The 26,888-nt window shown below is 40.0% G+C and carries 24 protein-coding genes; 11 read left to right on the top strand and 13 right to left on the bottom strand.

Annotated features, from left to right (window positions below; all coding sequences use genetic code 11):
- Nucleotides 1-217 precede the first annotated feature (217 nt).
- Nucleotides 218-2,332 (top strand): methyl-accepting chemotaxis protein, encoded by a 2,115-nt coding sequence (locus QCD85_RS03005; protein WP_301261595.1) that lies wholly within the window; start codon nt 218-220, stop codon nt 2,330-2,332.
- A 105-nt stretch (nt 2,333-2,437) separates the two neighbouring features.
- On the opposite strand, the gene QCD85_RS03000 is transcribed toward QCD85_RS03005, so the two are convergent.
- The 5 genes from QCD85_RS03000 to QCD85_RS02980 all read right to left on the bottom strand — a co-directional run bounded on the left by QCD85_RS03000 (nt 2,438) and on the right by QCD85_RS02980 (nt 7,259).
- The gene (locus QCD85_RS03000) at nt 2,438-2,953 is read right to left on the bottom strand and encodes a hypothetical protein (protein ID WP_301261594.1); all 516 of its coding nucleotides are present in this window, start codon (nt 2,951-2,953) and stop codon (nt 2,438-2,440) included.
- 113 nt (nt 2,954-3,066) lie between these two features.
- Nucleotides 3,067-4,095 (bottom strand): RluA family pseudouridine synthase, encoded by a 1,029-nt coding sequence (locus tag QCD85_RS02995; RefSeq protein ID WP_301261593.1) that lies wholly within the window; start codon nt 4,093-4,095, stop codon nt 3,067-3,069.
- Nucleotides 4,096-4,132: 37 nt separating this feature from the next.
- Complete coding sequence (locus QCD85_RS02990) at nt 4,133-5,494, bottom strand: sensor histidine kinase (RefSeq protein ID WP_273615364.1); 1,362 nt, start codon at nt 5,492-5,494, stop codon at nt 4,133-4,135.
- Nucleotides 5,494-6,237, bottom strand: coding sequence for a response regulator transcription factor (locus QCD85_RS02985; protein WP_273615365.1), 744 nt, complete (start codon nt 6,235-6,237; stop codon nt 5,494-5,496). The genes QCD85_RS02990 and QCD85_RS02985 overlap by 1 nt, the downstream gene beginning before the upstream one ends.
- Before the next feature lie 200 nt (nt 6,238-6,437).
- Nucleotides 6,438-7,259 carry a hypothetical protein gene (locus QCD85_RS02980; RefSeq protein ID WP_301261592.1) on the bottom strand — a complete coding sequence of 274 codons (822 nt, stop codon included), beginning with the start codon at nt 7,257-7,259 and terminating at the stop codon, nt 6,438-6,440.
- Between the two features lie 244 nt (nt 7,260-7,503).
- Between QCD85_RS02980 and QCD85_RS02975 the strand changes: the two genes are divergently transcribed.
- A complete protein-coding gene (locus tag QCD85_RS02975) occupies nt 7,504-9,486 on the top strand; it encodes a fibronectin type III domain-containing protein (protein ID WP_301261591.1) in 1,983 nt (660 codons plus the stop codon).
- 120 nt (nt 9,487-9,606) lie between these two features.
- Here QCD85_RS02975 and QCD85_RS02970 read toward each other — a convergent pair whose 3' ends face one another.
- Complete coding sequence (locus QCD85_RS02970; RefSeq protein ID WP_301261590.1) at nt 9,607-10,902, bottom strand: APC family permease; 1,296 nt, start codon at nt 10,900-10,902, stop codon at nt 9,607-9,609.
- A 113-nt stretch (nt 10,903-11,015) separates the two neighbouring features.
- Here QCD85_RS02970 and QCD85_RS02965 point away from each other — a divergent pair, with 113 nt between their 5' ends.
- Entirely contained in the window at nt 11,016-11,933 is a 918-nt protein-coding gene (locus tag QCD85_RS02965; protein WP_273615369.1) for a LysR family transcriptional regulator, read from the top strand.
- 38 nt (nt 11,934-11,971) lie between these two features.
- Nucleotides 11,972-12,898 (top strand): alpha/beta hydrolase, encoded by a 927-nt coding sequence (locus QCD85_RS02960; RefSeq protein WP_301261589.1) that lies wholly within the window; start codon nt 11,972-11,974, stop codon nt 12,896-12,898.
- Nucleotides 12,899-13,050: 152 nt separating this feature from the next.
- Here QCD85_RS02960 and QCD85_RS02955 read toward each other — a convergent pair whose 3' ends face one another.
- The 5 genes from QCD85_RS02955 to QCD85_RS02935 all read right to left on the bottom strand — a co-directional run bounded on the left by QCD85_RS02955 (nt 13,051) and on the right by QCD85_RS02935 (nt 18,671).
- On the bottom strand, nt 13,051-13,821 hold the full coding sequence (locus QCD85_RS02955) for an alpha/beta hydrolase (RefSeq protein ID WP_301261588.1): 771 nt from the start codon (nt 13,819-13,821) through the stop codon (nt 13,051-13,053).
- Nucleotides 13,822-13,892: 71 nt separating this feature from the next.
- Complete coding sequence (locus QCD85_RS02950; protein WP_301261587.1) at nt 13,893-14,918, bottom strand: FecCD family ABC transporter permease; 1,026 nt, start codon at nt 14,916-14,918, stop codon at nt 13,893-13,895.
- Nucleotides 14,911-15,918 carry a FecCD family ABC transporter permease gene (locus QCD85_RS02945; RefSeq protein WP_301261586.1) on the bottom strand — a complete coding sequence of 336 codons (1,008 nt, stop codon included), beginning with the start codon at nt 15,916-15,918 and terminating at the stop codon, nt 14,911-14,913. The genes QCD85_RS02950 and QCD85_RS02945 overlap by 8 nt, the downstream gene beginning before the upstream one ends.
- Nucleotides 15,919-15,936: 18 nt before the next feature.
- On the bottom strand, nt 15,937-16,917 hold the full coding sequence (locus QCD85_RS02940) for an ABC transporter substrate-binding protein (RefSeq protein ID WP_301261585.1): 981 nt from the start codon (nt 16,915-16,917) through the stop codon (nt 15,937-15,939).
- 86 nt (nt 16,918-17,003) lie between these two features.
- A complete protein-coding gene (locus QCD85_RS02935; protein WP_301261584.1) occupies nt 17,004-18,671 on the bottom strand; it encodes an AraC family transcriptional regulator in 1,668 nt (555 codons plus the stop codon).
- 168 nt (nt 18,672-18,839) lie between these two features.
- Between QCD85_RS02935 and recQ the strand changes: the two genes are divergently transcribed.
- The 5 genes from recQ (at nt 18,840) to QCD85_RS23915 (ending at nt 24,519) form a co-directional block, all read left to right on the top strand.
- A complete protein-coding gene (gene recQ / locus QCD85_RS02930; protein WP_301261583.1) occupies nt 18,840-20,723 on the top strand; it encodes a DNA helicase RecQ in 1,884 nt (627 codons plus the stop codon).
- A gap of 145 nt (nt 20,724-20,868) precedes the next feature.
- Nucleotides 20,869-21,705 carry a hypothetical protein gene (locus tag QCD85_RS02925; protein WP_301261582.1) on the top strand — a complete coding sequence of 279 codons (837 nt, stop codon included), beginning with the start codon at nt 20,869-20,871 and terminating at the stop codon, nt 21,703-21,705.
- Between the two features lie 73 nt (nt 21,706-21,778).
- Complete coding sequence (locus QCD85_RS02920) at nt 21,779-22,504, top strand: thioesterase II family protein (protein WP_301261581.1); 726 nt, start codon at nt 21,779-21,781, stop codon at nt 22,502-22,504.
- Nucleotides 22,501-24,270, top strand: coding sequence for a B12-binding domain-containing radical SAM protein (locus QCD85_RS02915; protein WP_301261580.1), 1,770 nt, complete (start codon nt 22,501-22,503; stop codon nt 24,268-24,270). Before QCD85_RS02920 ends, QCD85_RS02915 begins: the two co-directional genes overlap by 4 nt.
- A 51-nt stretch (nt 24,271-24,321) precedes the next feature.
- The gene (locus tag QCD85_RS23915) at nt 24,322-24,519 is read left to right on the top strand and encodes a helix-turn-helix domain-containing protein (RefSeq protein WP_367317621.1); all 198 of its coding nucleotides are present in this window, start codon (nt 24,322-24,324) and stop codon (nt 24,517-24,519) included.
- On the opposite strand, the gene QCD85_RS02910 is transcribed toward QCD85_RS23915, so the two are convergent.
- Together QCD85_RS02910 and QCD85_RS02905 are read right to left on the bottom strand one after the other, a co-directional pair.
- Complete coding sequence (locus QCD85_RS02910) at nt 24,451-24,975, bottom strand: hypothetical protein (protein ID WP_301261579.1); 525 nt, start codon at nt 24,973-24,975, stop codon at nt 24,451-24,453. The two genes, QCD85_RS23915 and QCD85_RS02910, sit on opposite strands and share 69 nt — an antisense overlap.
- Before the next feature lie 103 nt (nt 24,976-25,078).
- Entirely contained in the window at nt 25,079-25,615 is a 537-nt protein-coding gene (locus QCD85_RS02905) for a hypothetical protein (protein ID WP_301261578.1), read from the bottom strand.
- Between the two features lie 129 nt (nt 25,616-25,744).
- Between QCD85_RS02905 and QCD85_RS02900 the strand changes: the two genes are divergently transcribed.
- On the top strand, nt 25,745-26,215 hold the full coding sequence (locus tag QCD85_RS02900; RefSeq protein WP_273615381.1) for a VOC family protein: 471 nt from the start codon (nt 25,745-25,747) through the stop codon (nt 26,213-26,215).
- Between the two features lie 8 nt (nt 26,216-26,223).
- The gene (locus tag QCD85_RS02895) at nt 26,224-26,874 is read left to right on the top strand and encodes a DUF3885 domain-containing protein (protein WP_301261577.1); all 651 of its coding nucleotides are present in this window, start codon (nt 26,224-26,226) and stop codon (nt 26,872-26,874) included.
- Nucleotides 26,875-26,888 lie beyond the last annotated feature (14 nt).

Below are 26,888 nucleotides of genomic sequence, written 5' to 3'. Positions count from 1 at the left end.
TATAGATCATTACTAACGGTACTGTAAAATGCAAAATGATATTTTTATTGATACCAGCACAGATACACGTAAGCAGTAAAGATTACATCATAATGAATGACATGAGATACCTAAAATAGAACATCATTTTATTTTTTCTATTACTTAACAGTGTAAACTGTCCGATAAAAATAGTGGATTCAACGAAAAAAATGTCGAACAAAGGTGGAAAATGTCAATGTCAACTAAGATTCTGTTGCCTTTTACCAAAGTAATATCTAGATTGAATTACGCACAAAAATTTATGCTGATTAGTTTTTTGTTCTGTATTCCGATTATTATGCTATTTGTCATTTGGTTTAACACACATCAAGAAAAAATTGATATTACTCATCAAGAACAAAAAGGAATTACTTCTATAAATAGCATTATTCCTCTTTTTCTAGCGGTTCAAGAACATCGCGCACTATATAGCAGTTATACCAATGGATTAACAAACGTCAAACCAGATATCGAAAGTACAGAAAAAGAAATCGATACACAAATCCAAAAGATCGATCAAGTTGTAGCTCAAAATGAATTTGCTGATTCTAGCAAGCAGTGGCAATCGATCCAAGCAGATTGGAAAACTCTACAAACAGAACAATTCTCATTAAATAATGCAGACAGCTTTGATCGCCATACCGCTATTATTAATAAAATGAATAATTTTGTACTGATTACAGCAGACGATTCAGGCATGTCATTAGATACAGAGATTGATTCTTATTATTTAATGGATGTTTTCGTGAATCAACTAACTCAGACTATGGAAAAAAATGCTCAACTTCGTGGAGAAGGTCAGAACATTCTACAAAAGAAAAAGATAACAGAAGCTGAATTGGTTGATATTTTGCTAGAAAAAGGTCAAATGCAATCTCTCCGTGACGGAATTGCTGATTCTCTAGACACAGCGTATAAAAATAACAGTCAATTAGAAAGTATTTTGGGTGCACAAGGGAAAACAACACTTGCAACATTAGATCAATTCCTTACAACTGTAAATAATGATCTAATCACAGATAAAACGTTTGCTACAACCCCATCAACATTTTATGATGCCGCAACTCAGACTATAGAGGCTACACATACATTTACAACTAGTATATCTAATGAGCTGAATGAATTGTTGCAACAACGAATTCATCGCTTAACCGAATCCAGAAACATTATTATCGGAATTACTATACTCGCTTTACTATTAGTGACTTTATTTTATCTTGCTTTTTACCGGAGTGTTCGTGAAGCTGTACAACGTTTGCGTGATGGAGCGACAGCGATGGCATCAGGCGATTTATCTCAGCATATTCATCTCACTACTCAAGATGAGCTTCGTCAGGTCGGAGACGCTTTTAATCAGACCATTCAAGAATTGAATCTATTATTACGTCGTAATCAGGATATTGCCGCCCAATCATCCGCCGCTTCTATACAACTTAAAGATGTCGCTAATGAATCGACTCAAGCGATGCAACAAATTGCAGAAGCGATTCAAGGTGTTTCTTCAGGAACCGATACGCAGAAAAAAGCAACTGAAGAAACGGCTAATGCAATGAATGAAATGTCGGTTGGTATCGCTCGTATTGCTGAATCAGCATCAGAAGTTGCTGAATCTTCGATTCAAGCGACAGGACGTGCTCAATTTGGCGATCAGCAATTGGTATCTGCTGTCAATCAAATGGAAAGTATTCGTGATTCGGTTCATCAATCCGGCGATACCGTCAAAGTGTTAGCAGAGCATTCGCAAGAAATTGGACAGATTGTCACTGTGATTATGAATATTGCCGCACAGACTCAATTGTTATCATTAAATGCGAATATTGAAGCGGCTCGTGCAGGAGAGCATGGACGTGGATTCGCTGTGGTGGCTGGAGAAGTAGGTAAGTTAGCAGAGCAGACCAAATCATCTGTAGGCTTAATCTCCCGTCTGGTGGCTGATATCGAACAGTTGGTTCAACAAGCCGTTCAATCGATGGAACAGACACAGACAGAAACAGAGAGCGGTATTGAAGCTATTCAGAATGCTCATCAGACGTTAAATGAAATTTTGAATGCTACCCAGTTAGTGAGTGCACAGATTCAAGAAGTCTCAGCTACCTCTGAAGAAATATCAGCAGGGATGGAAGAAGTAACAGCTTCTATTGTAGAAGTGTCTGAAGTGTCAATGCGTACATCGGACGAAGCAGAGACAATGGCTGCGGCAACAGAGCAACAATTAGCTTCGATGGAAGAAATTAATGCTTCTGCAGAATCATTAAGTGATATGTCTACCCAACTGCAAGAAGATCTAAGTAAATTCAAGTTGCGCGATTAATATAGATATCATTCCACAAAAAAAAGGTCGTCTGCTCTGTAGTTTGAGAGTAGATGACCTTTTTTTATATGATTACCGATGTAACGATTAATTTTACCATAAAAATCAAGCTTGAGTCTGTGGCTTGAATCCTTCGTCTTTGAGATAGTCGCCAGCTTCACTGCGGGATTCAAAAGCCATATCTAAATTCAGACCGGAATACACACACCACATATCATCTTCGTATTTTAGCGTTAGAATATGTCCATCTTCATCGATCCATGTACCGCCTGTAGAAGTCGTCGTTGCTAATTTGAAAGAAGCTTTAGCTTCTTCTTTTTCTTTCAACTCAACCGCTTTGTGGTTGTACGACATCGCTTGGATCGTCTCATCAAGTAGAGTACGTAACTGTTCTTCTGAATAATCGCGGATATTTACAAATCCTTTATCATCGGTTTCGTAGTTATGCAATAATCCAGCATAAATATAACCGTTACCGTTCGGATGAATATGGAAAGCGACAATTTTTTTCTCATAGGCACTGTCTTCATAGTGGAAGTTCACACGACCTAGAGAAACATCTTTACGTTGTAGTTGTGGATACGATTGTAGCAGTTCAAGCTTTTGTTCAAAATTAAGCATAATTGCCTCCTATAAATAATGGGTAGTGGTGATTATAACATACGTAAAAAGAGATAAGCATCAAAAAACAGGTGCAGTTCAGCACCTGTTTTCTTAACAGCATACATGATCGCTTATATGGATTCAGGCGCATCTTTAAAAGGATGTTTGAAGCTTTTAGGAATATCCGTTTCAAAGCGCATCGTTTCACCGGTAACAGGATGAATAAAAGAGAGTACACGTGCATGTAGACCAAGACGACCTACACCTTGAGCACGAGCGCCGTACTTTTTATCGCCAACGATAGGATGTCCTAGATCTTCCATATGAACACGAATCTGATTTTTGCGTCCTGTTTCTAAGCGAACTTCTAATAAGGAATATTCGCGTGTTTTTTGTAATCGTTTGAAATGAGTAATAGCATGTTGTCCACCATTATCATGTGAATTGGAGAACATTTTAAGTGTTTTGCTTTCTTTCAGCCATGAAGAAATCGTTCCTTCAGGCTTTTTCACTTCGCCTTCAACAAGCGCTACATAGGTACGTTCTTCTACACTTTCACGCCATGTATTTTGCAATTGTTGTTGAACTTCATGAGATTTGGCGAACATCATTATACCGGATGTATCTCGATCTAACCGATGAACTACGAAGATACGTTGTTCTGGATCAGTCGCACGTACATGCTCGGTAAGCTGACGATAAGCTGTGACATCTTTTTCTTTATCCGATGCGATAGAAAGTAGTCCAGCATCTTTGTGAATCACAATCAAATGCTCATCTTCAAACATAATCGATAGACCGACCATCGCAGGTGCGGCAACCGGAGGTTCTTTGTGAACCATTACTTCTTGACCGGGACGAAGCATATGATTGTACGCTGTAACGGTTTTTTCATTAATAATGACCTGACCACGCGCCAATATCGATTTCACCGAATTACGGCTGATATGTGTAAGATTATCCAGTAAAAAAGGAAGAAGTTCTGTCGCTTCCTTCACTGTATAGACCGTAGGTGGAAGTGGTTTGCCACGATAGGAACCATTGCGAGATGAGCTGCTTTTCGCTTTGGATGAGTGGGCGGTCGGTTTACCTTTATGACCTGATTTCGTTGTTTTGGAACGATTTGAAGATGAATGAGAACGGGAATTTTTCTTTTGCATAAGCTGTAAGCCTCCTGTAATTAACCCCTTCACTATATCATGGAGATAGTGATCTTGCACCCGTATTTGTTAATTCTGTCGTTTTGGGTAGGATTAAGGTAAATCTAGCCCCTCCAAGCGGGGAAGAAGTACATAGAAGCTCTGCTTGCAAATGGGATGCAATTTGTTGACAGATCGCAAGCCCTAGACCGGTGACTCCACTTTTGCCTGTATAAAAGCGTTGAAAAATCTGCTGTCGTTCTTCCTCTGATAATCCTTCTCCATCATCGTCGATATGAATACACCATGATTGCTGATCTGAAGTCGGTTCGATGATCAACTGTACCTGTGTTGCAGTATGACGAACAGCATTTTGAAGCAGATTCAGTAAAATTTGAAAAACTTGTTCAGCCGCAATCGCGATAATCAGTGAAGGGCCGATGACTTGTAATTGAATATTGCGCTCTTGCGCTGCTGGCTGTAGTAAATGAATAGCTTCTTCTGCCATCGTTTTGAGATCAATCGTGGTCTGTTGCCAGACTTCATCTACACTTTCAAGTCTTGATAATTGCAGTAATTTCTCGACCATATGAATCAAGCGCTTCGATTGAGTAGTAATAATCTCTAATCCTTGATCGGTTGTGACGACCTGATCTTGAATCGCAAAGACATACCCTTGAATCGACATCAGTGGTGTTTTCAGTTCATGGGATACATTTTGCAAAAATTCAATCTGGTATTGATGTTGTCGCTGTAATCGGTTGGCCATCAATTGAAACGTACTGATCAATTCCCCTATTTCGGTATGATCTGCTTGTAAAAAGTGTTCATTAGGTTGTAAATGAGGTTCATACCGACTGACTGCTTCTTTTAACCGATTGAGCGGTTGTACCATGCGCCAGACAGCAAATAAAGCAATAAATAAAATAACGATAAAGCTAGCACCGATAGATAATAAAGTGGTTCGTAACAAAGGAATATATAGGGCACGTACTGATGATAAAGGAGAGTACAGAATCACGCGAAATGGCTGATGATTGAGTTGAGCTTCACTGTATAACACTTTACTGCCGTTTAACTGCATATATCCTTGATGATTACTGGAAAAGTTTTTGAGGATTTTACCATTGTTTTGTGTATTGCTGGAAGTGATAATTTTATTGTTTTTATCAAGTACAAAATAATCAGCATAAAACAAAATATCTTTAATAAAAAAGCGGAAGTCTGTACTATCCAGTCCATCAATATCTTGGTCTTTCAAAATGTGGGCTGCTTTGATCGTCTGAGCAGATAATTGTTGTTTGACTTGATTGAGTAAAATATCATCCATTAATTGTACAAAGAAAAAGACGGTAATCGCTACCGTCATCAGCATACCTACACAAAGTGACAGCAACATTTTGCCACGAATCGTTTTCATTATTCATGTATAGCGGCTTTGTAGCCGAATCCCCATACCGTGTCTATCGTCAGTGTCGATTGATACTGGACTAATTTTTTGCGAATCCGTTTGACCAGATCATCTACAACTCGTAATTCTCCGAAAAAATCATAATTCCATACTTGCTGAATCAATTGTTCTCTACTGAATGGACGCTGTAAATGGGTCGCCAAAAATAACAACAATTCAAATTCGCGTGAAGTAAAATACAATTCGTTATTCTGAATAAGCACTTGCCGAAATTCTTCCGAGATCGATAAATTACCTGCATAAACATAAGAGGTAGAAGCTTCAGGTACAGATGGTGTAGCCGTATCTGTAACAGCAGACACGCTAATCGGGTTGCTTGCACGCTTACCAGTGTCAATTAAGCGAAGCATTGCTTTTACACGTGCAACCAATTCACGAGGATTGAAAGGTTTACTCAAAAAGTCATTACAACCTAATTCCAAACCGTTGATCCGATCCACTTCTTCGCCCCTCGCCGAGATCATAATAATAGGAATACCTGTAAATGTACGAAGTTCGGTTAATAAAGTAAGCCCATCAATACCAGGCATCATAATATCCAAAATCAAACAATCCGGATGTTCATGTTGTACCTGTTCAACCAGTTGTTGTCCATGAGCAAAGGAAAATACTTCATACTGTTCTTTGCGTAAATACTCAGAAATTAATTGCAAAATAGACGGATCATCATCAACTACAAATAGTTTGGTCATAGCGGTAACTCCTTATCTTTCCAGAGATATAAACGTTCTAATCTTAATGTAGCAGAGCAGGGTCACCAATATCAAAGTTTGCCTAAAGCAAAAAGACAGGAACCTGCTAGGCAGTCCCGTCTTTAAGAGTGAGTTTTAGTCATAACTTAGCAAGCTTACGTTTGTAGCTAAAAGGAACTTGATGTATCTAAGCGATCCTTTTATTTGTGTGTTGTTGTTTTTGCAGGTGTTGTTGCTTTAGTTACAGGTGCTTTTGTAGCAGTTGTTTTCGTTGTTGCTTTGTGAGCAACTGCTTTTTTATGAGCTACTTTTTTGTAAGTAACTTTTTTAGCATTGTGTTTAGCAACGACTGGTTTACTCACATGACGAGCTGCTTTGTGTTTTGGAGCTTTAGTTACTACTTTGTGTGTAGTAGCTGCTTTTTTGTGGGCTGTAGCTTTTGTAGCAGTAGCTTTTTTAGTGTTGTGTTTGGCAACGACTGGTTTAGTGACATGACGAGCTGCTTTGTGTTTTGGAGCTTTAGTCACTACTTTGTGTGTAGTATTTGCTTTTTTATGAGCAGTCGCTTTTTTGTGAGTCGTTTTTTTAGCATGGTGTTTGGTAGCTACTGATTTAGCGACATGACGAGCTGCTTTGTGTTTTGGAGTTGTAGTAACGACTTTATGTGTAGTACCTGCTGTTTTGTGAGTTGTCGCTTTTTTATGAGCGGCTTTGGTAGCTCTATGTTTTGCTTTGGTAGCTTTGTGTTTTACTTTATGAGCGGCTTTAGTAGCTTTATGTTTCGCTTTGGTTGCTCTGTGTTTAGCTGTAACCGTTTTTGCTGTTTTTGCAGTCGATTTTGCTGGCATTGTTACTTTTTTAGCTGGAGTAGCTGTTGTTTTATGCGTTGCTGTTACAGGTGTAGTCGTTTTTTGTGTGGTTGGAGTAGCTGTTGTCGGTGTAGCTGCAAAAGCGCTTGTTGCTCCTCCTAATACACTGATTGTTGTTAATAATACTGCCGCATTTTTTGTCCATTTTTTCATTGGAATCACCTCTTCTTAGAATGTAAATTCATCTTATCAAGAGGTTATGTGAGAATAATGGAATAGATGTGTGAAAAGTGTATGAAATGATAAAAGTATAAGAACTCTACATGATTCAAATCATCTAATAAAATAAAAATATACATTAAATCCATATTGTGCTATTAATTAAGCATCCAATAATATACATAACCCGTTGATAACAGCATTTCTACTTGTATGAAATGATAAAAGGGGGTCAATTATGAAAAGCCAATCTCAATTAAGTAAAGGGTGGCTGTATTTGTGTATTTTTAGTATGCTGTTTGTTTTTGTTCCACAGGCGAAGATGATCGAAGCGGCTTCGGTAGTAACAGATGGAAGTGAAGGGATGGTCGGGAGTCGTATACCTGTAGGTACAACGTATACTTCGACTACGTATGATCCAACATTTGTACCGCAAAATATCGGAGATGGTGATTGGTATAGTATATGGAAAGTATCTAGTAATACAGGACGTATTCAAATGAACTTTCCAGAAGCTGTGAATCTGAAAGGTGTACAAGTCTCTACAGGAGGCACGGGAGATCGGTATGAGACATATACAATTCGCGGTCTGCAAAATGGATACTGGCGCACGATTGCAACACGTACATTTCATGTGACTGCCAGTGAATATCAAGCTCTTACACCGATAGCTGTACAAATAGGCTGGTATGAAGGAATTGATATTTCGGTGAGTTCTACGCGTAATTGGTTGCTAATGAGTGAAGTGAATCTACTTCCTACAACGACTAGCATTGCTCCAACACAGCTTAAAGCGACTAATAACAATGAAGAAGTATCGCTTCAATGGCAACCACTTGCCAATGTAGATCATTATCAAATACGTTATGGTACGACTTCAGGGCATTATACAGAGACAATCACTGTATCAGCAGATACGTATACAGATGTACAGATTCCTAATCTGACAACAGGCACTGCTTATTATTTTACAGTAGCCGGAGTACGCAATGAAGTACGGACAAATTATGCCACAGAAGTACTAAGCATGCCAGTACCTGGATATAATTTCCCGGTCAATACAGGTAAAAGTGCAAGTAGTGAGTTTTATCGTAACCCTGTAGAAAATACAATGGATAGAGATATAGCATCCACATGGAAAACTCAAAACAACAGTAAAAATGCAACACTAAGCTATCTTGTCGGATATCCATTATATATAAATGAACTGCAATTTGTGATAACAGCGCCAGTGGAAAGTGATATTACGTATAAAATATATGAAGAAGGTGAACACAGCAATACGTTGATCGGGCAAAAAACAGTACATGTACAGGGTTCTACGTCTCCGATAGCGATCGACAGTATCCCTATTGAGCCAGATTGGTACCAATTACTCAAAATAGAAATTAGCTCTACAGCCGCTCCAGTCGTAGTAAATGAACTATTATATAAAAGTGATCTTTCTTATATAACCGCTCTACAGGCTACACCGCAAAATGGACAAGTACATTTAACATGGGATACAGTTCCAGCAGCCGATCAATATCGCATCACTTATATGAAGCAATATCCAGATATTTTGCTAGGGCAGACGATTACTGTGAACGCAGATACGTACCAGAATTACACAGTACCAGGGCTAGATAATAACAGTGTTCCGTATTACTTTGTTGTTAATGCTGTTGTTAACGGGCAAAATCAAAACTATTCCAATATTGTACATGCTACACCGATGAGTTATGCGACCGGTGATCCTGTTCCCAAAGGAACTACTGTAACCAGTGTCGGTTATTACGATAACCAACGACCAGAATATACGATTGATGGCGATCTATCTACCTATTGGATACCGAATACAGGCAATCATAAGAGTGGAACGATTAATTATCATTTTCCTAAGCCTGTTGAATTGGATGCGATTCAATTAGTCAGCATGTTGAATGTTCCGGGTAAGCAGGCATTCACTATCTATGGTCTACAGGGCAATGATTGGAATCTATTATATGATGGCAAAATTCAAGCATACTTTAATCCTTTTGGCGGCGTATTAGCACCTATTCCTGTGCCAGCAGGCAATTATGAAGGGATTATGATATTGACGGAGACGACCACCACATGGGTGACATTTCAAGAATTATTATTGTTTTATAGTGCCAACCCGCATAGTACGGTGCTAACTGATACGTATAGTGATATTACAGATCCAACAGTAAGTACAGATACGTATAGTATTCATTAGATACAGCAATGGGCATAATCATGAGGTGAATTTTTGCTAGAGTAAGATAGTTATCAAACAAAAAGCTGTTTTGTAGGCGAGATGCTTACAGAACAGCTTTTGTTATCGTATCAATTATTTTCACTTTTGATCCCAAAGTGGTACTTTGTTTACTCGATATTTGGACTGAATAAGAAGAGTAACTCCGAATACTATAGTGATCGCTACCGGATACAAAATAGCCCAACCTGTAAATGGAAAAATAATAGCTGTAGCTACAAAAGAAATCCAGCTGATGATCCATCCAAAGCGACTTTCACGTAATAAGCGAATCCCTGCGGCACATCCACCAAGATAGGTCAAAATAAAAGTCGCATTAGGCAATTGAATTAAAGTGGTCAACGAAATGATATGACTTGCGTACAAACCAGTAATCAACCCGAAGCATACACTTAGAAAAAGGATACCGCCTACAGGTGTACTGTATCTAGCAGATAATAGACTCATCCATTTAGGAGCATATTGTTGTCTGGATAATGCAAAAGCAACACGAGAAGAAGCCCCGACATACGCAATAATAGTAGCTGTACAGATAAAAATACCGGTAACTCCAGCTAATACAGCACCCCATGAACCAAGCAGTCGACTAATTATCCACACCAGTGAAGCATCTGATCCACCTATCAGATAACTTTGTGTACCTACAGTCGCCAGTGCAGTTAGAAAATACAAAATACCTACTATAATCGCAGCAATCACAACACCACGAATGGCTGCTTTACGTGGATCTTTGAATTCTTCGGACATATGAGATACGGCTTCCCAGCCAATAAAGCACCAGAACAATATCGCAGCCGCTTGTCCGATACTTGTCCAACCATGCGGCATAAATGGAGTGAAATGAACGGCTTGAATCTCAGGCACAGCAGCGATAATCGCAAATGTAAGTACAGCTACAATAGAAATAACGACTGCAATTTGGATTTTGCCAGCCACTTGCATCCCGAACCAATTGGTGATTAATCCAACCAGCAACATTAAGATCGCTATCCCGATTCGAACTGATTCATCCCAGCCCATCGCAGCTGTCATATAACCTGCACCGGTAAGAGCGGCTACAGGTGCACCGATCGGAACAGATAATAAGAAAAACCAACCGACCAACGCACCTGCACGCGGCCCAAAAGCCATACTCACAAAATGAGAGACTCCGCCAGCATTCGGGAACTTGGCAGATAATAATCCCATCGACAAAGCCATTGGCAAAATCAACAACGTCATGAATCCCCATGCAATCAGTGAAGCAGGGCCTGCCATTTGAGCCGCCAGTCCGGGAACAAGTAATACACCTGATCCTAGAACAGCTCCAATATAGAGAGCGACAGCTTGCGGTAAACCGATCGTCCGTTTTAGATGAGATGAATGTGAAGTGTTCATTTTAATTTCCCTGCTTTCCTTGTCATTTGCTACAGCGTAGCAGATAATAATGTTATCGGAAAAACGGAAATTTCAAATGCAATCCATCTAAAAAACCGATGGGAGAGATAAATATGGAATCCAGACATTTATTTACGTTTCTAGTCGTAGTAGAAGTGGGAAGCTTTACACGTGCAGCTCAGCGTCTAGATTATGCGCAATCTAGCATTACCGCACAGATTCAAGCGCTTGAAGCAGAGTTGGGTACACCGTTGTTTGATCGAATGAACAAAAAGATTTTGCTTACCGATGCAGGGCGCCGTTTACTTCCGTATGCACAAGAAATATCCAAAATGCATGCATTAGCCAAAGATGCGATTCGTTCGGATGCAGAAATGTCGGGTACATTAACTATAGGGGCTCCAGAATCACTAGCTGCTTTTCGGTTACCTAATATTATTCGTGAATATCGCAAACATCATCCCGCTGTCAAAATTATTCTCAAACCGGGTGCATGTTCAGAACTGTTAGAAATGATTCGTAGTGGAGCGTTGGATATAGCGTTTTTGTTACAACCAGAACTGGAAGATCGTGAACTGCATATGGAGACACTTGTGTATGAAAAGATGGCGATGATCGCACCTATTGATCATCCATTAGTCGGTCGAGCTCATATTGTTCCAGAAGATTTGCGTACCGAAACGATTTTGCATACTGAATCGGGTTGTACGTATCGCACACTATTTGAACAATATCTAAATAGTCATGGCATTTTCCCCGATCCCAGTCTGGAATTTTGGAGTATAGAAGCAATCAAGCAATGTGTTATGGCAGGATTGGGCATTTCTTTTTTACCGCTTGTAGCAGTAGAACGTGAACTACAAGAACACAAATTAGCACGATTAGATTGGGATGATCGTGAACAACAAGTGTATACACAACTGAGTTATCATTTGAAAAAGTGGCAATCGCCTGCTTTGGATGCTTTTCTAAAAATCGTGCATCGTCATGCTACAGAATGGCAAGATGCTCCTTTGATCAATACTGTGTAAATATAGATTATATCGAATGACAGGAGAGAACATATACAATGCATAAAGTAGAACATTTAGATCATTTGGAAAAAGGAATACGTCAACTGGTAGAACAGTTTGTAGAAGCAGGTCGTCCGTCTGTACTTCATCAAAGTATCGAAGAACGTCGTGCAGGATATTTGAGCACAATTCCATTGGCAGGAGACAAAGTAGAGCTTTATTCTATTCAGGATGTGAATATTGATGATATTACATTACGCCTTTACCAACCGGTAGATCAGAGGGACTTGCCTGTATTGATCTATTATCATGGGGGATGCTTTGTCAGTGGAGACTTGGAGACTCATGATCAACAGATGCGTCAGTTGGCTTATGAAGGTAAAGCTCTGGTTATTGCTGTGCAATACCGATTAGCACCAGAGTATACATATCCAACTGCACACGATGATGCTGTACGCGCAGTACAGATTGTTCGTGAGCATGTGACTGCATGGGGCGGAGATCGTAACCGAATAACGATTGCAGGAGATAGTGCAGGAGGACATCTAGCGCTGGTGACATGTCTGCGGTTGAAAGAGCAAGGTGACTGGTTGCCACAGCGTCAGATTCTTATTTATCCGATGCTTGATGCCAGCGGTACAAGTACAACATATGCACAGTATGGCAACGATTATATTATAACTAGAGATGTATTGATTAGTGGATATGAAGCTTATTTTGGTGATCTACCGTTAAATCATCCAGAAGTCAGCCCGTTATATGCAGAGAATCTTGCAGGGCTTCCAGAAACGTATATGTTAACTGCTGAATTTGATCCGTTATTATTCGAAAATGAAGCTTTGTATCGCAAGTTATTACTAGCTGATGTAGATGTGCATTGTCGTCGTTATCTAGGTGTGAATCATGGCTTTTTCCAACTGGCAGGCATCAGTATCGCAGCCAGACAATCGTTACATGATGTAGCAACAATGATTTATCGTTAACCGATAGATCTTCAAAGCAGTTATTCAATATCGCATAGATAATTATATTGGAAAAGTAAACAAAGCAGACCTTCTACTGTAATGGTAAGAGGTCTGCTTTGTGTTGTCTGAGTCATAATCTATTAGCAAGTATGAGCTGTATAAGAAGACCATTAACTGCAAGACATTGTGCCAGAATAGGCTGCATTAGAAGCACCAAACAGAAATTGTAATGATTTGATAAAATATTGCGTCATAAACAGCAGATCATGAGTACCGCCATCTTCAATCTCAAGCAGAAGTTGGTGTGCAGGAAAGCCTTTTGCTTGCCACAATTCACATGCAGATAGTACATTTTGGAACATATGTTGTTGACTGTTCTGTTTGTATAATCCTTCACAATTGCCTATCGACACATATAGCTTGAGATCAGCGGAAGGAGCCGGATGTTCTTCGATATAATTCATCACTCCTTCATACCAGCAGGAAGGAGAAAGCATACCCACACAGCCAAATATATCCGGTCGCCAGTACGCAGCAAACATGCTGACCAACCCGCCCAAAGAACCACCGACTATCCCTGTAGAGATAGCGTCTGTAAGTGTCCGATAACGTTGATCGATATTAGGCTTTACCTGATCGGCTAATTCATCAATATAAGATTGGGCTTGTCCACCAAAAGCAGGAAATTGAGGGTTCAAAGCCGGAGCTGGCCAGGGGGTATAATCATAAGTACGCCGATCGGTATGTACGCCTACTAGAATCACTTCATGTAGCAACTGTTCTCGAAATAATCGTTCGATATAATTTTGACAGTGAGTTATTAATTGACCTCCATCTTGTACATAGACGACAGGATAATCACGTTCTGAAAGGTGATAAGAAGGCGGTAAGTATACCGTTAATTTGCGTCCTAATATATCCAATTGATCTGTCCGTTTCATCAAGTATCTCCTTTCAACTACAGACTTTTTGGTAGCTAATTTTATATCATCTTATCTGTGCGATATGATCATTATGCTTGGCGACGTCTACTTAATAACCATACAAAATAAGGAGCTCCTATAATCGAAAGAACGATCCCTACAGGCAATTGAGCTGGCGAAAATAAAGTTCGTCCGATAAAGTCAGCAATAAGCACCAGCAAAGCACCAATTACACCGCTAAGTGGAAGAGCACGCCGATGAGCAAGTCCGACAAGTCGGGTCGCCATATGAGGAGCTATTAATCCTACAAAGCCAATACTACCGGATACAGCCACACCAGCCGCTACAAGCCCTACACTAATAAACATCAATTGACTACGCTTTTGCCGTAAAGGTATTCCTAGACTAAGCAACGTATGATCACCTAAGCGCATAACATCTAGCAGTCGTGTCTGACAAAGCAACCACGGAAGCAATACTACTATCCATGGAAGCATCGATAAAACAAATAGCCAGTTCGCTGAATTAAAGTTTCCAGATAACCAGGCTGATGCTTTTTCAAAATCTTGCGGGTTCATTTTGAGCGATGCATATAACGTAACTGCCGAGAATCCTGTAGTGATAGCGATCCCTACCAGAATCAATCGTTGTGGATTAAGCCCGTGTTGATCTTTGGCCAGTAGAAAAATCAGTAGCGCAGCTAACAAACCGCCCACCATGCCGAATAAAGGCATCATCATAATCGCTATATTTCCTGTCATATCGATCTGATCACGAATCAAAAACATAAACAGCACAATAAACATACCTGCGCCTGCATTAATCCCTAGGATCCCTGGATCAGCTAATGGGTTGCGAGTGAGACTTTGTACGACAGTTCCTGCAATCCCGAGGGTTGCTCCTATCACTAGACCCAATACAATACGAGGCAAGCGAAATTGAAAAATGACAATATAATGAGAAGCATCACTCGATCTATGAAGCAGTGTAGACATCATCTCGATCCATGACAGTCTGAGTTCACCATACGTAAGACCGATTCCCACTATAAGCAAAATCAACACTATTCCAATACTCATGATCGATATATAGCGTGCTTGAGAGTCTTTATCCATGTCGTGAGCCTCCTTTACGACGAATCAGGTAAAGGAAAAAAGGAACACCGAATAAAGCAGTAATCACACCGATAGGAGTCTCAAATGGATAATTTACAAACCGAGATAAAATATCACAACAAGCTAAAAACATCCCTCCAAGTACACCGGATAACGGAATAATACGGCGATAATCGTTTCCGCCGATCATTTTGGCAATATGAGGAACAATCAAGCCGATAAAAGCAATTTTTCCCGCTAGAGCCACAGAAATACCGGATAACAAAGCAACTGCTATAAAAGCTGCCAATTTGATAAGTTTGACCCGTTGTCCTAGACCTGTAGATATTTCTTCGCCTAGAGATAACGCAGAAATAGAGCGGGCAATAATTAACATGATCACAAAGCCGACAATAGCAAATGGAAGCGATAATTGAATCAATTCAGGATCAATCTGATATAAGCGAGCGTTATACCAATAACTAATCCGTTGAGATACATGAAAATACATCGCAATCGCATCAGCTAATCCATTCAAAAACATACCGGTTAATGTGCCTAAAATAGCTAGAACAATCGGTGACTGTGCTCCTGGAATCAGATAAGACATTCCAAATACCAATAACATGCCAAAAGCCGAACCTAACATGGATACCACAATCAGACTGCTTCCATGTATAGACGGTGCAAAGATCATACATAATGTAATCGCAAATACAGAACCATCCAATACACCAAGTAGTGAAGGGGAAGCTAGATCGTTACGAGTAATCCCTTGCATGACTGCGCCAGACATCGCGAGAAACGCACCGATCAACAAAGCACCGATCGCGCGCGGTAACCTTGAATGACGTATAATCTGATGATCGACATTACCAGCATCAAAATGAACGATAGCGTTCCAGACATCAAGAGATGAGATGTTTTTGGCTCCATATAGAACAGATATCACAATGATGAAAATAATGACTACCGGGGCAGTCCAAAAGATCACTGCCGGTAGTCTATAAATGTTGTACATATTAGATTCATTACCTTCTTATTTGGATTGTAACGTATCAACAAAAGCTTGAAGAAATTGAATTTTACTATACGCTGTTCCACCTTGAGCGAGCGGATCAACTACATTGACAAAGACGTTGCCATCTTTGACAGCTTGAATACTTTGGAAAATCGGATTGTTTTGCAAATCTTCCAGAGCGCCTGTAGCATCTGGATTCTCATCTTCTGAAAACTGGATAAATAACACATCTGGATTCATTTGAGCAAATTGTTCAATTGAGATCGCTTCTTGTGATTTGGCAGCGGCAACTTCTGCTGGAATAGCTAACCCCAGATCGCTGTATAATACAGGATTAAAGTATAAGTCAGGCCCGTATAGACAGACAGCTCCTTCACGCATACGAACCAGCAATACTTGTTTATCTTTTAATGTACTTTGTAAAGTCGTTTTCGCTTTTTCTAAATTAGCTTTGTAAGCAGTGATTTCTTGTGCTGCTTGTTTTTGTTTGCCACTAATTTCACCTAACAGGGTCAAATTTTCTTCCCAGTTTGTAGCAACATGCGAATAAGGAATAGTGGGAGCAATCTGTTGTAATTTTTCCAGTATAGCCGGATCGAATTTGGTTGTGCCAAGAATAACATCCGGTTTGAGGGACAAAATCTTTTCAAAGTTAGGATCGATTTTTTCTCCTATTGATTCTGCTTGATCAGTAATCGAAGCGAACAAAGGAGGAAATTTACCGGAGACAGAGATTGCGCCAACAGGATGAATATCAAGTAAAATAGAATCCTCCATCGCTTCTAAAGAACCTGTAATGACGATTCGTTCGGCTTTGGCTGGAATCGTATAAGACTTGTCCAGATACGTAATCGTTCGTGTAGCTGTAGAAGCTGAATCCGTCGAAGCTACAGGTGTAGTTGTTGAAGAGCTAGTTCCTTCTGTCGCTATAGGCTTACCACATGCAGACAATACTATAAATGTGGCAATCATACATATAGACGTAATTGTTTTTTTCATGATTATTATATAACTCCCCTCAATATCAGTGAGAAAGATTCTCAATAGCTATCATAGAGGTTATATTTGTGCTTTGCCATAGACAATCAACGGATAGCACATGGACTTTTGGCGGATAAATAGTGTATTAGCTCTTCACGTACTCTGGTCAAAGCAGTAGGAGAGTATTCGCGCCATGGACTTGAACTTAGAATATGCAATTGTTGTTGACGGATTACTGGAAGATCAAGCCAGCGAGAAGATTGCCGTAATCGATGCCAGTGTTCTAATGTCTCCGAATCTTGACGAATTAAGATACCAATATGCTCTACATCACTTGCTTGTAATTGATCCCATGTCACTATATCCTCTTCATTATCATCAGCCGGTGTATCGTGAGGTCGCTGTATTCCCAGTTCGTCATAGACATAATCTAATAATCCGGCTGAACCGAGACTGTATAATTGATCATGAAGCATACGCACAAATAACACATTAGGTCTGGAACCATCTGAGCGGGTAAGTAACGTTCTAACACGTGCAGTATGTTGATCAAATGTATTGATCCATTGCTTGGCTTCTTCATTCATCTGAAGTTGTTCTGCCAGTTGATATAAGCCTGTTCGCCATGAACCACGTTGTGGAGCTGGCAATGTAATCATTTGAGCAGATTGACTTAACTGTGTATATTCTTCGGCTTGAATATCGTGTGAGCATACGATCCAATCAGGCTTGAGTTCTTCTAGCTGTCGTATAGCGGTATGAGTCTGCTGATATGAATTTCCATATTCCAAATGATAAGGAATATCTGCACCGTAACGTTCTAGATAATATCCTGACCATTTGGGATGTAGTGGAGCGGCATAAGGTACAATATCAAGCGGTAGCAAATAACCAAGCGTAGACACACTAGCATAAGCGGCTACTTTTTGCTTGCGTTTGTGTATATATGTCGAAGGCGATACACCTGTTTCTTTTTTGAATACACGACTAAAATAAAATTCATCCCGATAACCGACTTCATGCGCGATATCTTTGAGTTTGTAGCCTGAACGAAGCATCAATTGTTTGGCCTGCGTAAGACGAATTTCAGTCATATATTCATGAGGGCTTTGACCATAGGTTTTTTTAAATACATCAGAGAAATGCTTGGCACTAAGTCCAGCGATCTGACTTAATTGTTCTAGCGTATGTGCTTGCTGAGGATGATCAGCAATATAATTTCGAGCACGCACCAGACCATCTTCTTGCTGGAGTGTACATTTTTCTTTGGCTGTAGCCACTTCAAACAACAATTCAATAGCATCAATCTGAGCACGCCAGCGATGTAATACATGAGTTGAACGAAAAGCAGAGCAAATCTGCTGACACTTTGCACTGGCATAAGGAAGTGTAGCTTCAGCCGGAAAATATAAGTGTTGAGAATCGGTAACAGACTGCAATTGTCTAGGATCGTCTGGATGTGGCAGATATAATTCCAGATGAAGCATCGCTACCTGTGTATCCATATGTTCGGAAGACAAAGCAAATGTACTACCGGAATGACATAGATAGACTGTATCTGTTCTCATAGGGTAGGGATCATTTTCACGCTTTAATATACATTCGCCTTCGATCAGCACAAGAATAGTCATATGAGTCGCCATAATCTGTGTTAATGACAATGAAGTCTGAGGTTGTATATGTTGAATATCTGCATGATGCAGTTGTAATACATAAGGATGTGCTTGAACAGTTGCTTGGGTAGTTATAGGTGCCATCTGTGGAAAGTTCAATATTGATTCTCCTTTACATATGAAAATGATAATCATTATCACATATATTATATCAGAATTGATAAGTTGCTGAGAATTATCGTTCGTTCTCTGTTAAAATAGGAGTATAGATTTGAAGCAGAAGAAAGCAACACGATCACTACAGAATCAGGATAAGGAGTTTTGGCAATGAGCGTGCAAGCGCCTGTGATGCAGGAAGCACAGACTTTGTTACAGAAGTATTTTGGATATGAAGATTTTAGAGAAGGTCAACGGAAGATTGTAAATAGTCTATTACAACGTCAGGATACACTCGGAATTATGCCTACAGGTGGCGGTAAGTCGATCTGTTATCAGATTCCAGCGATGGTTAATGACGGAGTGACGCTAGTGATTTCACCGCTGATCTCACTGATGAAAGATCAGGTCGATGCACTTACAGCGGCAGGGATTCCAGCGGCTTATATTAATAGCACGTTAACAGGTAAAGAAGTGAATGAACGGATTCGAGCTTCACGTCGTGGCGACCTGAAGTTATTATATGTTGCACCTGAGCGCTTAGAACTGGATTGGTTCCGCGAAGAAATGAACGGTGTGAATATTACGTGTATCGCTGTCGATGAAGCACACTGTGTATCGCAGTGGGGTCATGATTTCCGTACCAGTTATCTTGAGATTTCACCATTTGTAAATCAATTGGCACAGCGTCCGATCGTTGCCGCTTTTACAGCGACCGCAACACCGGAAGTGCGTGACGATATTTTGCGTCTTTTAAAATTAGATGATCCGCAGGTATTTATTACAGGATTGGGTCGGGATAATCTAGCGATGGCGGTCATGCGTGGTACGCAGAGACGTGACTTTGTGATCGATTATGCCAAGTCTCATGATAATGAATCCGGTATTATTTATGCGGCTACCCGTAAAGATGTAGATGATCTGTATAGTCGTCTGCTTAGTAGTGGGGTAGCGGCTGGACGTTATCATGCCGGAATGAGTGATGATGAACGGGATCAGAGTCAGGAAGCTTTTATTTATGATGATATTCGGGTAATTGTGGCTACGAATGCATTCGGAATGGGTATCGATAAGTCTAACGTTCGGTATGTTATTCATTATAATATGCCTAAAAATATGGAAGCTTATATTCAAGAAGCAGGTCGTGCAGGTCGTGATGGCGATCCTAGTGAATGTATCCTATTATTTAGCCCGCAAGATATTATGACCCAGAAATTTTTACTGGAACAAAATATGCATGAAGGTGATCGCAAACATAACGATTATCGCAAAATGCAACAGATGGTCGATTACTGTTATACAACCAAATGTCTACGTAATGCGATGCTCGATTATTTTCATGAAGAACATTCCGGTGAACCCTGCGGACAATGTAGCTCTTGCCGGGATGCTCGCGAGTTAGTCGATATGACGATCGATGCGCAGAAAATCTTCTCCTGTATTCATCGTCTACGTGAACGATTCGGTGTCTCGGTGGTAGCGCAAGTGCTCAAAGGTTCACGTAACAAAAAAGTATTGCAATATCAGTTCGATCAATTGCCTACTCATGGATTAATGTCTCATTTATCAGAAAAAGAAATCTCTGAGCGGATCAATGTACTGGCAGCCGAAGGATATCTGTTGCTAACAGAAGGGCAATATCCGGTGGTGAAATTGCAACCGATCGCAGCCGAAGTGCTAAAAGGACAGCGTAAAGTCATGCAACGTGCACCACGTCCAATAGCGGCTTCAGCTTCAAGTAGTTCAGGTTCTAGCCGTAGTCGTAGCACTAGCCGTAATAACGATGCTTCAGCAGTTAACGAGACAATCTTCGAGCAATTGCGTCTGATTCGTCGTGAACTGGCATCACGTGAAGGTGTACCCTCTTATATTATTTTCAATGATGCAACATTGCGTGAAATGAGTGTTGTCGAACCGCAAAGCGAAGGCGAAATGCTGGAGATCAAAGGGGTCGGCGAAGTGAAATTCCGCAAATATGGCGAACCATTTTTAGCCTTTTTCCAGAAAGAAAGTATGGATATGGATCAAGGACGTTACGATATGGAAGAATTTTAAAAGAAACCAACCTACAACCGATACTTCGATCAAGTTTCTTTTCACAATCTATATTGAAAAGAGCTTATCGGTAAGAAGTATCGGTTTTTTGTAATGTTTGGCAATGAGGTCACAGCAGGATAAGAACATGCGGAGGAAGATAAATATGCCTTTATTTGAAAAATATATCGGAATAGATTACTCGGGAGCAGATAAGCCACGCTCCAAAATTAAAGGTCTCGCTGTTGTGCAGGGAAGTATCCATTCACCTGCTTCTCTAATCTATCCCTCTACTGTGAGTTCGCTTACTTCTAGGACATCGCCTGACAAAGATCATCTCTGGTCAAGAGAAGAAGTGTATCTCTGGTTACGGGATCAGTTATTATCCAGTCAAGAACGAATAATTATCGGTATCGATCATGGGCTGTCGTATCCTTTGTCAGTGTTGCAACAATTGCAGTTGGATCAGTGGGATGATTTTCTCAAATGGAGTTATCAGACATGGCAGACGACCAGACTTACCATGAAGCAAAGTAAAGAACAAGCCCATTACACCAACTCTATCGCCAAGCGATTAGTGGAACGTGAATTTGTACCTTCAACCAAAAGTGTAGTCGATCTGGATCGTGTCTCCGGGATGCAAGGGGCAGTCTCTTATTCGACCCATACCGGATTAGCATGGATATATCGTCTACGATACTGGCAAAAAAGACATGGAATGAACATCCACTTCTGGCCATTTGATGGTAAAATAATACCAAAACAACATCATGTGATTGTCGAAGCGTATCCTTCATTGTACAAAAGAAGAATGATCACCGAACCTCATCTATCCAATATCTCGACCTATAGTGAACATGAACGTGATGCGTATTATATCGCAGCATGGATGCAAGAGCGCGATCAAGAAGAGACGTTAGCACCTTATCTGTCTTTGCCTACATTAAGCAGAGCAGAATATCAATTGAGTCTGTTAGAAGGATGGGTATTGGGATGCTTGTAACAGATTTGCTATCATGCCGAATCAGTATATTTACTGCATAGCGCTATCCCAACAATCATATGGAGGAATACAGATGAATAATAAGATTCGATTATTTACGTTAGCGTATGCAGGTGGTAATGCTTATATTTATAATTCATGGAAAAAATCATTGCAGCCACAGATTGAATTGATTCCGATTGAGCTTCCCGGTCATGGACACCGAATTGCAGAGCCATTAGTTAGCGATGTGGCAGTAGTTGTTAAAGATCTATGGCAGCAGATCCGACCGTATTTTCAAGACCATCGTCCGTTTGCTTTTTTCGGGCACAGTATGGGCAGTCTTCTTGCATTTGAAATGATACATAAAGTGTATACCGAAACAGGTCGTTATCCGGTAACAAGCCTATTCTCAGGACGAGTAGCTCCTCATATTGCCAGTCGCAAAGAATGGAGCCAACTTTCAGATCAAGCCTTTATAGAAAAAGTCATTACCCTCGGCGGAATACCGGATGTTATACTGGAACATAAGGAATTGTTGGAGATGATTATTCCTGTATTGCGTGCCGATTTTAGGCTTGTAGAGCAATATCGCTATAACAAGCAGTATGAAGTATTTCCGTTCCCGATCACTGTCTTAACCGGAGAACAGGATCAAATGACAACGATAGATATCGAAGCATGGAGTGAGTATTCATCACTTTTAACGACATTCAAATCTTATCATGGTGGACATTTCTTTATTAATACTTGCGCAGAACAGGTGCTTGCCGATATCCGAATGATTTTGTTACAGCATGAGAGGAGCATATCGCTATGAAAGTCGTATTATCTACATTGAACGCCAAGTATATTCATACATCACTTGCGATTCGTTGCCTAAAAGCTTTTAGTGAAAAAGACTTTGATATTGAACTTGCCGAATTTACAATCAAAGACCCGGTGATGAATATCGTATCTGACTTATTTCAACGGAAACCGGATGTGATCGGATTTTCATGTTACATCTGGAATATTGAAGAAACGATTAAAGTGGTCGATATTCTCAAAAAAGTCATGCCAGAAGTGAAAATTGTACTCGGTGGACCTGAAGTATCTTATGATACCGAATACTGGATGAAGCGTGTGAGCAATATCGACTTTATCGTGATTGGTGAAGGCGAAGAAACGTTCCATCATTTACTACAAGAGATCGAAGGAGCAGGCAAATATCATTTTGTCTACGGGGTAGCATACCGCAAAGGCGAAGAACTGATTATGATGCCAGGTCGTCCGAAGCTTGATCTCAATGAATTACCTTCGCCGTACCGATTTGTCGAAGATGTACCTGAACTTGCCAAGCGGGTTGTATATTTTGAAACGAGTCGTGGTTGTCCGTTTAGCTGTCAATTTTGCTTATCCAGTATTGAAGTCGGTGTGCGCTACTTTGATATCGAACGTACCAAAAGCGATATTCTGTACTTGATCGATCAAGGTGCCAAATTAATCAAGTTCGTCGATCGTACATTTAATATTAAACGTGATTATGCGATGGAAATGTTCGAGTTTTTAATAGCGAATCATAATGGATGTACGTTCCAATTTGAGATTACCGCAGATATTATGCGTCCCGAAGTGTTAGATTATCTAGCAGAACATGCACCACCGGGTGTATTCCGCTTTGAGATTGGTGTGCAATCCACTAATGATCCGACCAATGAACTGGTGAAGCGTCGTCAGAACTTTACCAAGCTTAGTCGTACAGTAACGAAGATCAAAGAGTCGGGTAATATCGATCAGCATTTAGATTTAATTGCAGGTTTACCACTCGAAGATTATGATACATTCCGCAAAACGTTTAACGATGTATTTGCTTTAGGGCCAGAAGAATTGCAATTAGGATTCCTCAAAATGTTACGCGGAACAGGGCTTCGGATCGATGCAGACAAGTATCAGTATACGTATATGGATCATGCGCCGTATGAGATTCTGAGTAGCGATAAGCTATCTTTTGAAGATATTGTACGCTTGAAGCGTCTGGAAGATGTATTGGAGAAATACTGGAATGCGCATCGGATGGATTATACGCTGAATTACTTGTTATACAATGAGTTCCAGTCGCCATTCGACTTTTTCCAGGAGTTCGGGAATTACTGGGAAGCCCAAGGCTGGCAAAAGATCGGTCACCAATTGGAAGATTTATTTACCCATTTACAAGCCTTCTTAATGGATCGCCAGACACCGCGTATGGATGTGGTACTGGGACTGATGAAGTTAGACTACTTCCTCAACCATAAGTACAAACCACGTAAAATCTGGTGGGACTTCACGATGAACAAAGATCAAATGTCCAGCCATATCAGACATGCGATTCAACAACCGGAAGACTTCTCAACCGAGTTTGTTGATTTGAAATTAAATGATAAAGAGCTTCATAAGCATACAGTGATGGAAGAACTGCCATTCCGTTTGGATAAAATCCTTGCAGGTGAACCCTTAACGGCTAGCGAAGGACGCAGTCTGTTACTGGTAGCGTATCAGCAGAATGAACAGCAAAAACCTGTATTTTTCACTACTGCTTTATCGCCTGAAGGGGCAGCGATGTAAGACCAAGAAGCACCAGTTATATTGTAATGATATGACTGGTGTTTTTATTTAATACATAGCGTTACTGATTTTGTTAGAAATAAATTATGTGATACATTTCAATGTCAATTGTCTGACTTGATTGAGTACCAACCAGATCAAGAAGAAGCAGACAATAAAAAAGCCATCCTTCAGGATGGCTTAAGCACGCATACTCATACGTTCCAATCTAGATTCTACTCGAAATATACGATGATTCAGTATAGCTAATTCCGAATCTTTTTCACAAAAATAATCATCAAACGTTTCTAACAGAGCGACAATATCTTTGGGTTGATCATTTTCAAGACGAACAACAGCAGTATGAATATCACTGATTTTAATATTAGTTTGCACTTGATTTTGCTCTAAGCGAACTTGGTTTTCTTCTAGTCGTGATTGACTTTGCTCCAAGCGGGATTGACTTTCTGTTAGTTGGATCTGATTTTGAGCCAGACGAACCTGGTTTTCTTCCATGCGTAATTGATTTTTTTGTAAATCCGTTTGATTTTGTTCAAATTGAAGTTGTTTTTTTTCTAGTTGTGACTGTCTTTCTGCTAAAAGAATTTGATTCTGATTAAGTTCTTGCATGCCGTTTTTTAGAGATTGATTATCTTGATGAAGCGATAGCACATCTGTTTTAACTGATTTGATTTCCTGCAAAATCTGTTGAAGCATATATTCCATCCATTCCACACCTTTCAGCCTTATACATAGCACGTAAATAAATGTTTTATTGTATTATTATAACTTAATTACGTATTTTTGAAAAGGCAGAAACATAGACGAATTACTCTTTTTCGACTCCTGCTACTACCCAACGTTTGCTATACTTTTGCATCCGTGGATGAAGGAAAGTAGGTTCTTCTGTCAAAACGATTTTGAGCTTACTGATCCATTCTTCAAAAGAAGAAAATGACGCGAATAAGTTCGCCATATCAGGAGTCATCAGTAGAAAATAAGGAGATTGGTATTGATCTACCAGATGGCGTAATGCGGCTTCGATAGGAGTATACTTTTTACGCTTACCATCCCAGCCTTCTACGGTGATGCTTTTGCGTTCGGTTTCTCGTTTCCAAGCATGTAGACGGTCTTCACGCTTGTAATAAGCAGATACCGGCTCTTTGGACATGCGCTTTACTGTCTGCTCATGCAGTGGATAGAGCACCAAGCGTGTAAATTGCATATGATCCATCGTTCGTAGCGCCAAGTTCAGATCATCATCTGTTGTGTGTTCGAACGAATCGTAGTAGATTAGCGTTCCTTTGCTTTTTTCGATAACAGGTTCATAGCCATAAGGCACAGTTGTATGTGAATTGGATTTCATCAAAACGCCCCCTGATTGTAAACGGATATATGTGTATATAACCCTATTTTGGGCAATTAGACAAGTTTTAATATTGAGGTAGAATAGTAAAGAAACATTGAATTTTACATCTACGAATGGAGGATTATGATGATTAAAGGATTGTACGAAGCATTGCTACCTGTCAAAGATATGAATAGATCGCTCGCTTTTTATGAGAAATTAGGGCTTGAGATTGCTCACCGCGGAGAGAGTCTGAGTTTTGTATGGATCGAGAAAGGAATCAGTTGGTTAGGGCTATGGGAAGGCGAGCAGGTGAACACACCGTATCATCCTTCTTTGCGTCATATGGCTTTTCGCGTTGATTATGAAGATATCAAGCAAGCCAAAGAGTGGTTAGAAGCCAAAGGAATTGCTGTACGCGAAGTGTTTGGCTTTCAACCGATTGGCCCGATTGTATTACCAAATAGACCTCAAGCGCATGCGGCTATTTATTTTGATGATCCTGATGGTAACTTGTTAGAATTTATTTGTCCGATTGAATTAGATACATCCGATCAGGAACAGATGATCTATTTGCATGAATGGGAAGAATTACAGTCCAAGCGAGGTAAAGAGTGACTACAGTTATGAATAATGATTTTAATGATTGGTTAGAGCAGACTTTTCCACAAATGAAGTTAGAAGTGCCTTTGTTTTATAACTTTCCTTTAGGATTACGGTTTGAATTAGGAGTACCTTATCGTGGTATTGATGATCCGACTTATTTTGAACAACTTCAACAACATGCTGTATCTTTATTTGAAGCTGTATTTGCTGAAAGTGAACAAGTATGTGTACTGACTTTTACTTATCAGACTGTATTATCTGATATTGAACGTATTGAGCGAAATGAAGTTCAGGTATTATCAACGTATCTACGATCAGAATGTTTTTCACAGGTTAAGCTCCATTCGCAACAACCTGATTATGATGAAGATACAGCAGAATTAAACGGATATATTCAAAGCCAATATGTATGGTGTACGATCCATGATCTTGATTATGCAGGGATTTTCAAAGCGATTAGTTATACAGATTTTCCGGAGCGAGGAGCTTCTTTATCTGAAAGCGTGTATGTTATAGAGCCCAAGCAACAAATCATCTTCCATATGTACGATGATCGTGGACTCGATATTGTAGGCATGCAAAAAGGTTCATTACAACGCTTGTATGAGCAATATTATGATTGGCTTTTACCGTATGATTTGGAAAAGATGGATCAGGTTTTTGGGACATAAATAAAGGAGGTACT

The sequence above is a fragment of the Paenibacillus sp. PsM32 genome (assembly GCF_030433815.1).
In the GTDB taxonomy this organism is placed as follows: Bacteria; Bacillota; Bacilli; order Paenibacillales; family Paenibacillaceae; genus Saccharibacillus; species Saccharibacillus kyungheensis.
The sequence above is the reverse complement of the archived record's forward strand: the minus strand, read 5'-3'. Positions and strand labels throughout refer to the sequence as shown.